This is a genomic window from Novosphingobium sediminicola (genome assembly GCF_014196525.1).
Taxonomy (GTDB): Bacteria; Pseudomonadota; Alphaproteobacteria; order Sphingomonadales; family Sphingomonadaceae; genus Novosphingobium; species Novosphingobium sediminicola.
In genome coordinates, this window is record NZ_JACIDX010000029.1 from 23,734 (window position 1) to 31,746 (window position 8,013).

6 protein-coding genes and 1 pseudogene are annotated in these 8,013 nt (G+C 64.4%); 6 read left to right on the top strand and 1 reads right to left on the bottom strand.

The window, feature by feature from the left end; genetic code table 11:
* The first annotated feature begins 65 nt into the window (after window positions 1-65).
* From nirB to GGR38_RS22875, 6 genes are all read left to right on the top strand, one after another.
* Window positions 66-2,573: a nitrite reductase large subunit NirB gene (nirB, locus tag GGR38_RS22850; RefSeq protein ID WP_343059210.1), complete on the top strand. Its 2,508-nt coding sequence runs from the start codon at window positions 66-68 to the stop codon at window positions 2,571-2,573.
* Window positions 2,570-2,923, top strand: coding sequence for a nitrite reductase small subunit NirD (nirD, locus tag GGR38_RS22855; protein ID WP_183629164.1), 354 nt, complete (start codon window positions 2,570-2,572; stop codon window positions 2,921-2,923). Before nirB ends, nirD begins: the two co-directional genes overlap by 4 nt.
* Window positions 2,920-5,502: a nitrate reductase gene (locus tag GGR38_RS22860; RefSeq protein WP_183629166.1), complete on the top strand. Its 2,583-nt coding sequence runs from the start codon at window positions 2,920-2,922 to the stop codon at window positions 5,500-5,502. Before nirD ends, GGR38_RS22860 begins: the two co-directional genes overlap by 4 nt.
* A complete protein-coding gene (cobA, locus tag GGR38_RS22865) occupies window positions 5,499-6,278 on the top strand; it encodes a uroporphyrinogen-III C-methyltransferase (RefSeq protein ID WP_183629168.1) in 780 nt (259 codons plus the stop codon). The genes GGR38_RS22860 and cobA overlap by 4 nt, the downstream gene beginning before the upstream one ends.
* Before the next feature lie 67 nt (window positions 6,279-6,345).
* Window positions 6,346-6,771 (top strand): EF-hand domain-containing protein, encoded by a 426-nt coding sequence (locus tag GGR38_RS22870; RefSeq protein WP_183629170.1) that lies wholly within the window; start codon window positions 6,346-6,348, stop codon window positions 6,769-6,771.
* Window positions 6,772-6,810: 39 nt separating this feature from the next.
* The gene (locus GGR38_RS22875) at window positions 6,811-7,848 is read left to right on the top strand and encodes a LacI family DNA-binding transcriptional regulator (RefSeq protein WP_183629172.1); all 1,038 of its coding nucleotides are present in this window, start codon (window positions 6,811-6,813) and stop codon (window positions 7,846-7,848) included.
* Here GGR38_RS22875 and GGR38_RS24030 read toward each other — a convergent pair.
* A pseudogene (locus tag GGR38_RS24030) lies at window positions 7,832-8,013 on the bottom strand (mannitol dehydrogenase family protein); the annotation flags it as partial. The gene GGR38_RS22875 and the pseudogene GGR38_RS24030 sit on opposite strands and share 17 nt — an antisense overlap.

Consider the following 8,013-nt stretch of genomic DNA (forward strand, 5'->3'; position numbering starts at 1 on the left):
GTCCCAACGGATGGCTTCGTTGCGGCTTTTTTCTGTTTGGCGCGCAAAACCCAGGAGTGCCCGAGGTGAATGCCCCCAACCTTGTGAAAATCCCCGAAGGCGATTTGCGCGAAAGGCTTGTTGTGGTCGGCAACGGCATGGCCGGTTGCCGCGCGGTGGAGGAAATCCTCGCCCGCGATGCAGACCGCTTTGCCATCACGATCTTTGGCGCCGAACCGCGGGTGAACTATAACCGCATCATGCTCTCGCCGGTTCTGGCCGGTGAGAAACAGTTTGACGACATCGTGATCAACACGGCCGAGTGGTACGTCGAAAACGACATCACGCTGGTTTCGGGCGATCCGGTGGTTGCGATTGATCGCGCCGCACAGACCGTCACGAGCGCTTCGGGTCGCATCGAAGCTTATGACCGCCTGTTGATCGCCACTGGCTCTGAACCTTTCATCATCCCGGTGCCGGGCAAGGATCTGGCGGGCGTGGTGTCCTTCCGCGATCTGGATGACGTGGATCGGATGCTGGCTGCCGCAGCGAATGGCGGCCATGCGGTGGTGATCGGCGGGGGCCTGCTGGGGCTGGAGGCGGCCCATGGCCTGTCGCTGCGCGGCATGGATGTGACCGTGCTGCACCTGATGCCCACGCTGATGGAGCGCCAATTGGACGAGGCCGCCGGTTGGTTGCTGAAATCCGAACTGGAACGCCGGGGCCAAACGATCCTGACCGGGGCCGACACCGCCGAAATTCTGGGCAAGGATGGCAAGGTCGTCGGCGTCAAGCTGAAGGATGGCCGCGAGATCCCCGCCAGCATCGTGGTGATGGCCGTGGGCATCCGCCCCTCGACTGCGCTGGCGCGTCAGGCGGGCCTTGATGTCGAACGCGGCATCATGGTCGACGATCACATGGTCACCAGCGATCCGGCCGTGATGGCGGTGGGCGAATGCGTTCAGCATCGCGGGATCTGCTATGGTCTGGTCGCCCCTTTATGGGAAATGTGCCGTTCGCTGGCCGATGCGGCGGTGGCTGCGCCCACGGGCTATACCGGCTCGGTCACCTCGACCAAGCTGAAGGTTTCGGGGATCGACCTGTTCTCGGCCGGTGATTTTTCCGGCGGGGCTGACTGCGAAGACATCGTTATGCGCGACGCCGCGCGCGGTGTGTACAAGCGCGTGATCGTCAAGGAAAACAAGCTGGTCGGCGCGGTGCTCTATGGCGATACCGCCGATGGCAGCTGGTATTTCGACCTGCTCAAGCGCGAGGAAGACGTTTCCGACATCCGCGAAGCCCTGATCTTCGGTCAGGCCTTTGCCCAAGGCGGAGGCGCCCTCGCGGACCCTAATGCCGCCGTTGCCGCCCTTTCGGATGATGCCGAAGTGTGTGGCTGCAACGGCGTGACCAAGGGAACCGTTGTATCGACCATCAAGGGCGGCGCCTGCAGCCTTGACGCTGTGCGTAGCCAGTGCAAGGCTTCGGCTTCCTGCGGCTCCTGCACGGGCCTTGTGGAAAGCCTGCTGAAACTGACGCTGGGCGACGATGTGAAGTCGGGTCCGAAGACGGTCTGCAAATGCACCACCTTCAGCCACGATGACGTGCGCCGCCTGATCGTGGAAAAAGAGCTGAAGGCCATTCCGCAGGTCATGCAGGAGCTCACGTGGAAGACGCCCGATGGCTGCGCCTCCTGCCGCCCTGCCCTCAACTACTATCTGCTCTGCGCATGGCCGGGCGAGTATGTTGACGATCAGCAGAGCCGCTTCGTCAACGAGCGTATGCATGCCAATATCCAGAAGGACGGCACCTATTCGGTGGTCCCGCGCATGTGGGGCGGTGTAACGACCCCCGACGAATTGCGCGCCATTGCAGATGCCGCCGACAAGTATCAGGCCCGTCTGGTCAAGGTGACGGGCGGCCAGCGCATCGACCTGTTTGGCATCAAAAAGGAAGACCTGCCCGCGATCTGGGGCGACCTTAACGCCGCCGGGATGGTCTCGGGCCATGCCTATGGCAAGTCGTTGCGCACGGTCAAAACCTGCGTGGGTTCGGAATGGTGCCGCTTTGGCACGCAGGACTCGACCGGCCTTGGCATCAAGGCTGAGCAGATGACCTGGGGTTCGTGGATGCCCCACAAGTTCAAGATCGCCGTATCGGGCTGTCCGCGCAATTGCGCCGAAGCCACGATCAAGGACTTTGGCGTGATCTGCGTGGACAGTGGCTATGAACTGCATGTCGGCGGCAATGGCGGCATCCATGTCCGCGCCACCGATCTGCTTTCCAAGGTCACGACCGAGCAGGAAGCGCTCGATGTCTGCGCCGCCTTCATCCAGCTCTACCGCGAACAGGCATGGTATCTGGAACGCACCGCGCCGTGGATCGAACGCGTCGGCCTCGATTACGTCAAGGCGCAATTGTTCGACGACCCCGAAGCCGTCGCCAAGCTGGCCGAGCGTTTCCACTATTCGCAACAGTTCATGCAGGACGACCCATGGGCCCGCCGCGCCGCCGGTGAGGACGCCGAACTCCACCAGCATCTGGCCGAGTTCCGTCCCTTTCCCACTATGCAGATGAAGGAGGCCGCAGAATGATTGGTGACTGGATCGACATCGGGCCGACCACGCAGATCAGCCCCGGCAATGCCCGCACCCTGCCGGTGCAAGGGGGCGAGGAAATCGCCATCTTCCACACGCTGGACAATCAGTTCTATGCGCTGGTCAACAAGTGCCCGCACAAGCACGGGCCCCTCTCGCAGGGCATCGTGCATGGCAATGTCGTGACCTGCCCGCTGCATAGCTGGAACATCAGCCTGAAGACCGGCGAAGCGCTGGGCGATGACAAGGGCTGCGTACCCACCATCCCCATCCGCGAGGATGCCGGACGCCTTTATCTCAAGCGCGATGCGCTGGTCTCGGCCAAGGCACCGGAGGCCGCGGTATGAACAAGGCGGCGATCCGCACCACTTGCGCCTATTGCGGCGTTGGCTGTGGCATCGCCGCTCAGGTGGCGGCCGCCCCCCTGCAGGCAGGAGTGCCGGGGGAGCGCGCCGTCACCATTCAGGGCGACGGTCAGCACCCCGCCAACCATGGCCGCCTCTGCTCCAAGGGCACGCATCTTGCTGAAACGGTGGCGCTGGACGGGCGCCTGCTCTCTCCGATGATCGGCGATCAGACGGTCGGCTGGGACGCCGCACTGGACGAAGTGGCCGACCGGATGCGCGAGACAATCGAGACCCATGGCCCCGATGCGGTCGCCTTCTATGTCTCCGGCCAATTGCTGACCGAAGACTATTACGTGGCGAACAAGCTGATGAAGGGCTTCATCGGCAGCGCCAATATCGACACCAATTCGCGCCTCTGCATGGCCAGCGCCGTTGCCGCCCACAATCGCGCCTTTGGCGAAGACATTGTGCCCGGCAGTTACAGCGACCTTGAAGAGGCCGATCTGATCCTGCTGGTGGGCAGCAACACTGCATGGTGCCACCCGGTGATCTGGCAGCGGATGGAAGCGGCCCGCGCCGCGCGCGGCACCAAGATCGTTGTGATCGACCCGCGCCGCACCGAAACCGCCGAACAGGCCGATCTGCATGTGGCGCTGGCCCCTGACGGCGATGTGGCTCTATTCAACGCTCTGCTGGCCGAGATGCATGCGCGCGGGCTGACCGATGATGCGGGGCTGAATGTGCCGCATGGTTTCTGGGCTGGCCTGCCCTGCGATCCCGGCGTCCCGGCGGATCAATTCGCCGCTTTGGCGGATCTGGTCGCGGCTCATCCGCGCATGGTCACGCTGTTCTCGATGGGGGCAAACCAATCCTCCAGCGGCACCGACAAGGGCAATGCGATCACCAATCTGCACCTTGCCATGGGCCGCATCAACCAGCCCGGCGCCGCGCCTTTCAGCATGACCGGCCAGCCCAATGCGATGGGTGGCCGCGAGGTGGGCGGGCTTGCCAATATGCTGGCCTGCCATCTGGGTTTTTCGGATGGCGAATTGCGCGATGTGGCGGGCTTCTGGAACACCGCCAACATCTGTTCCGGCCCAGGCAAGAAGGCAGTGGACATGTTCCGCGCCATTCATGACGGGTCGATCAAGTTCCTCTGGGTGATGGCCACCAACCCGGCCGCATCCATGCCTGACGTCGGTTTCGTGCGCGAGGCTCTGGCCCGCTGCCCCACGGTGGTGGTGTCCGAGGCGATTGCCGACACTGACACGGGCCGCTTTGCCCATATCCGCCTGCCCGCTCACGCATGGGGCGAAAAAGACGGCACGGTCACCAATTCGGAACGCCGCATCAGCCGCCAGCGCACCCTGTTCCCCGCCCCCGGCGCGGCCAAGGCCGATTGGTGGATCATGGGCCAGGTCGCCGCGCGCATGGGCTGGGGCGATGCCTTTGCCTATGACCGCCCGGCGGCAATCTGGCGCGAATATGCGGCGATGACGGCGCTGGCGCTGCGCTATGGGCGGCGGCTGGATCTGACCCCCTATGCCGAAATTTCCGATGCCGATTATGATGCGATGGCGCCGTTTCAATGGGGCGGCGATTATCCGCTGGCCGATGGCTACAGCACGCCCGATGGCCGCGCGCGGCTGGTGGCGGTGCGTGCACCGATGGCCTTGGCGATTGATCCGGCCTATCCGCTGCGTCTCAACACCGGGCGCTATCGCGACCAGTGGCACACGATGACCCGCACCGGCTATGCCCCCACGCTGGCCCAGCATCGGCGCGAGGCTCTGCTCGAAATCCACCCCGATGATGCGATGCTCTATGGTCTGGACGATGGCGGTCTGGCCCGCGTGGCCACGGCCAATGGCGCCTCGGTGTTTCGCGTAGGGGTCAGCGATGGCCAGCGGCGCGGCGACATCTTTGTGCCGATGCACTGGACCGATGTGATGGCGGGCGGCGCGCGCGCCAATCTCTTGCCCGCCCAGCGCGTGGACCCGGTTTCGGGCCAGCCCGCCTTCAAGAACACGCCCGCAAAAGTGGAGCCGGTGGCCCCCGAATGGCGCGGATTTCTTCTGCTCAAGGAACCGGCGGCGCCTGAAGGGCTTTTGTTCTGGAGCCGGTCGCGGGTTAAAGGTGGCTGGCTTTATGAACTGGCCGGGATGGGCGCGGTCGAAGTGGCCGGCCTGCTGCCCGCCGGAGAGCGGCTGGAAGTGGCCGACCATGTGCGAGGCATGCGGCGCATCGCGGTGCGCGGCGATGATGGCGCTCTTGCCGGGGCTTTGTTCGTAACGCGCGAAGGCACCCTGCCCGCCCGCGCATGGATTGCCGAGCAATTGGGCGCGGATGGTGAGGCCACCGAATGGCTGGCCGCGCGGCCCAGCACGCCCGCCCCCGATCGCGGCGCGATTGTTTGCGTCTGTCACGGCGTGGGCGAAAAGGATATTGAGGAAGCCATCTGCGCGGGCGCGTGCAGCGTGGCGGCTATTGGCGAAGAAACGCGTGCGGGCACGAATTGCGGCTCTTGCCGCCCTGCTCTGGCGCGCATGCTGGCAAAGATGATGGAGGCGGCGGAATGACCCATGATTTTCCCGCAGGTATGGTCTGGCTGGTGGGCGCAGGCCCGGGCGATCCCGAATTGCTGACGCGCAAGGCCGAAAGGCTGATCCGCGCCGCCGATGTGGTGTTCTATGACGCGCTGGTGGGCGAAGGCGTGCTGGCGCTGGTCCGTCCCGGCACGCGTATGGTCAGCGTGGGCAAGCGTTCGGGTCGCCACAGCAAGGCGCAGGGTTCGATCAACGACCTGTTGCTCGAGGCCGCTCTGACGGGCCAGCGCGTGGTGCGCCTGAAGGGCGGCGACCCTTCGGTCTTTGGCCGCAGCGCCGAGGAGATCGAGCATCTGGCGCAGGGCGGCGTAGTGGCCAAGGTCTGCCCCGGCATCACCACCGCCAGCGCGGCGGCGGCCAGCGCAGGGGCTTCGCTGACGCTGCGCGGATCGGCACGGGGGATCACCTATGTCACCGCCCATCTGCGCGCAGGCGAGCCGTTGAAACTGGATTGGGCGACACTGGCGAACGAGAGCCAGACCGTGGGCGTCTATATGGGCCGCGCGGCGGCGGGCGAGATCGCGCGGGGGCTGATCGCGGCGGGGCGCGCCCCGGAAACTCCGGTGATGGTGGCGGTCAATGTCTCGCGCCCCGATGAACGCCTGATCCGGGGCAAGCTCTCGGCGCTGGCCTTCCTCGTCGCCACGATCAGCGATGATGACCCGACCCTTCTGCTGATCGGTGAGGCGGTGCGGGCCAAAGACTTCACCCCGGCGACGCTGGAGCAATTTCGGGTGATTGCCAATTGAGCTGCTTGGGACGATGGTGGCGCGTCGGGAGATTCCCGATACGCAACGCTTAATGGCGAGGGATGCCATGAAAACCATCGGCCTTTGTCTTGGCCTGTTGATCGCGGCGCCCGCTGTGGCGCAGAATATGGCGGTTGATCGCGCCGATCTTGCCCAGCGCCTGTCGCAGGCTGATGCCGATGGCAATGGTCAGGTGACGCGGGCCGAATTTCAGGCCTATCGCGCCGGGCAATTCACCCGGTTTGATCGCAATGGCGATGGATTTGTCTCGGCCGATGACGTGCCACGCTTGCTGGCCGGCCATTTCGCGCCCCGATTGCAGGCAATGCGCCAGCAATTCGACGCCAACCACGATGGCCGGATCAGCCGCGATGAATTCGTCAATGGGCCGGCGCGCGGCTTCGATCTGGCCGATGCCAACCATGACAATATCGTCACGACCGCCGAGGTTCAGGCTTTGAGCGATAAGAGCAAGGCCGCGCGCGGAGGATAGGTTGCGGCGGGACAATGATATGCGCTACCAAGGCGCATCATGACCCGTTCCCGCAGCCAGCGTAATGCTCCCACGATTGCCGATGTCGCCTGCCATGCCGGTGTTTCGCCGATGACGGTCTCACGCGTAATCAATGGCGAGGCGGCGGTGCGCCCGGCCACGCGCGAAAAGGTCGAGGCCTCGATTGCTGCGCTGAATTACGCGCCATCGGCGGCGGCGCGGCAATTGGCAGGGGGTGAGGATACCCGGATTGCTCTCGTCTATTCAAATCCTTCCTCGGCATACCTCTCAGAATTTCTGATGGGCAGCCTCGACCGCGCCAGCAGCCTGAATGTGCAATTGATGGTCGAAAAATTCGGCGAACAGGCCAGCGTCTCCGATATGGTGGCCCATTTGCGGCGCGGACGGATCAGCGGGATCATCCTGCCTCCGCCCCTATGCGAATCCGAGGCGATGCTGGCGGCTCTGGCCGCAGAGGGCATTCCCGTGGTGGCCGTTGCGCCGGGTGTGCCGCGTGAGGATATCGCCTCAGTGTGCATCGACGATTTCGCGGCGGCGCGGGCGATGACCGCCCATCTGATCGCGCAGGGTCATCACCGCATCGGCTTTATCAAAGGCAACCCCGATCAAAGCGCGAGCGAGCGCCGCTATCAGGGCTATCTCGCAGCTCTGGCCGAGGCTGGGCTGCTCCCCGATCCCACAATCGTCGCGCAGGGCTATTTCACCTATCGCTCAGGGCTGGAGGCCGCCGAGGCGATCCTTGCAGCAGCTCAGCCGCCCAGCGCGATCTTTGCCAGCAATGACGATATGGCTGCCGCCACGGTCGCTATGGCCCATGCGCGGCGGCTGGATGTGCCGGGCGATCTGTCGATTTGCGGCTTTGACGATACGCCGCTGGCCACGACGATCTGGCCCGAATTGACCACCATCCACCAACCGATCAGCGATATGGCCCGATCGGCGGTGGACATGTTGGTGCGCATGGTGCGCAGCAAGGTGGCCCCGGCGCATGAATGGCTGGATTTCACGCTGATCCGCCGTCAATCGGACGGCGGGGTGGTTAAAGCGCGGCAGTGATCGCGGCGATATCCTGATCGGTCGGGAGCCAGTCGCTGACCATCAGACCGTTAACCCCAAAGATCGCCTTGATAGCATCCTGTCCCATTGCCGCTTGTGCGAGCTCCCCCGCGCGTGGGTCATCGACGGGACCGTTGCTTCCGCGCAAGTGTTTGATCCATGCGG

Coding starts and splice junctions, on each gene's coding strand:
- GGR38_RS22870 (WP_183629170.1), top strand. CDS start 6,346: ATGAAAACCATCGGCCTTTGTCTTGGCCTGTTGATCGCGGCGCCCGCT.
- GGR38_RS22875 (WP_183629172.1), top strand. CDS start 6,811: ATGACCCGTTCCCGCAGCCAGCGTAATGCTCCCACGATTGCCGATGTC.
- cobA (WP_183629168.1), top strand. CDS start 5,499: ATGACCCATGATTTTCCCGCAGGTATGGTCTGGCTGGTGGGCGCAGGC.
- GGR38_RS22860 (WP_183629166.1), top strand. CDS start 2,920: ATGAACAAGGCGGCGATCCGCACCACTTGCGCCTATTGCGGCGTTGGC.
- nirD (WP_183629164.1), top strand. CDS start 2,570: ATGATTGGTGACTGGATCGACATCGGGCCGACCACGCAGATCAGCCCC.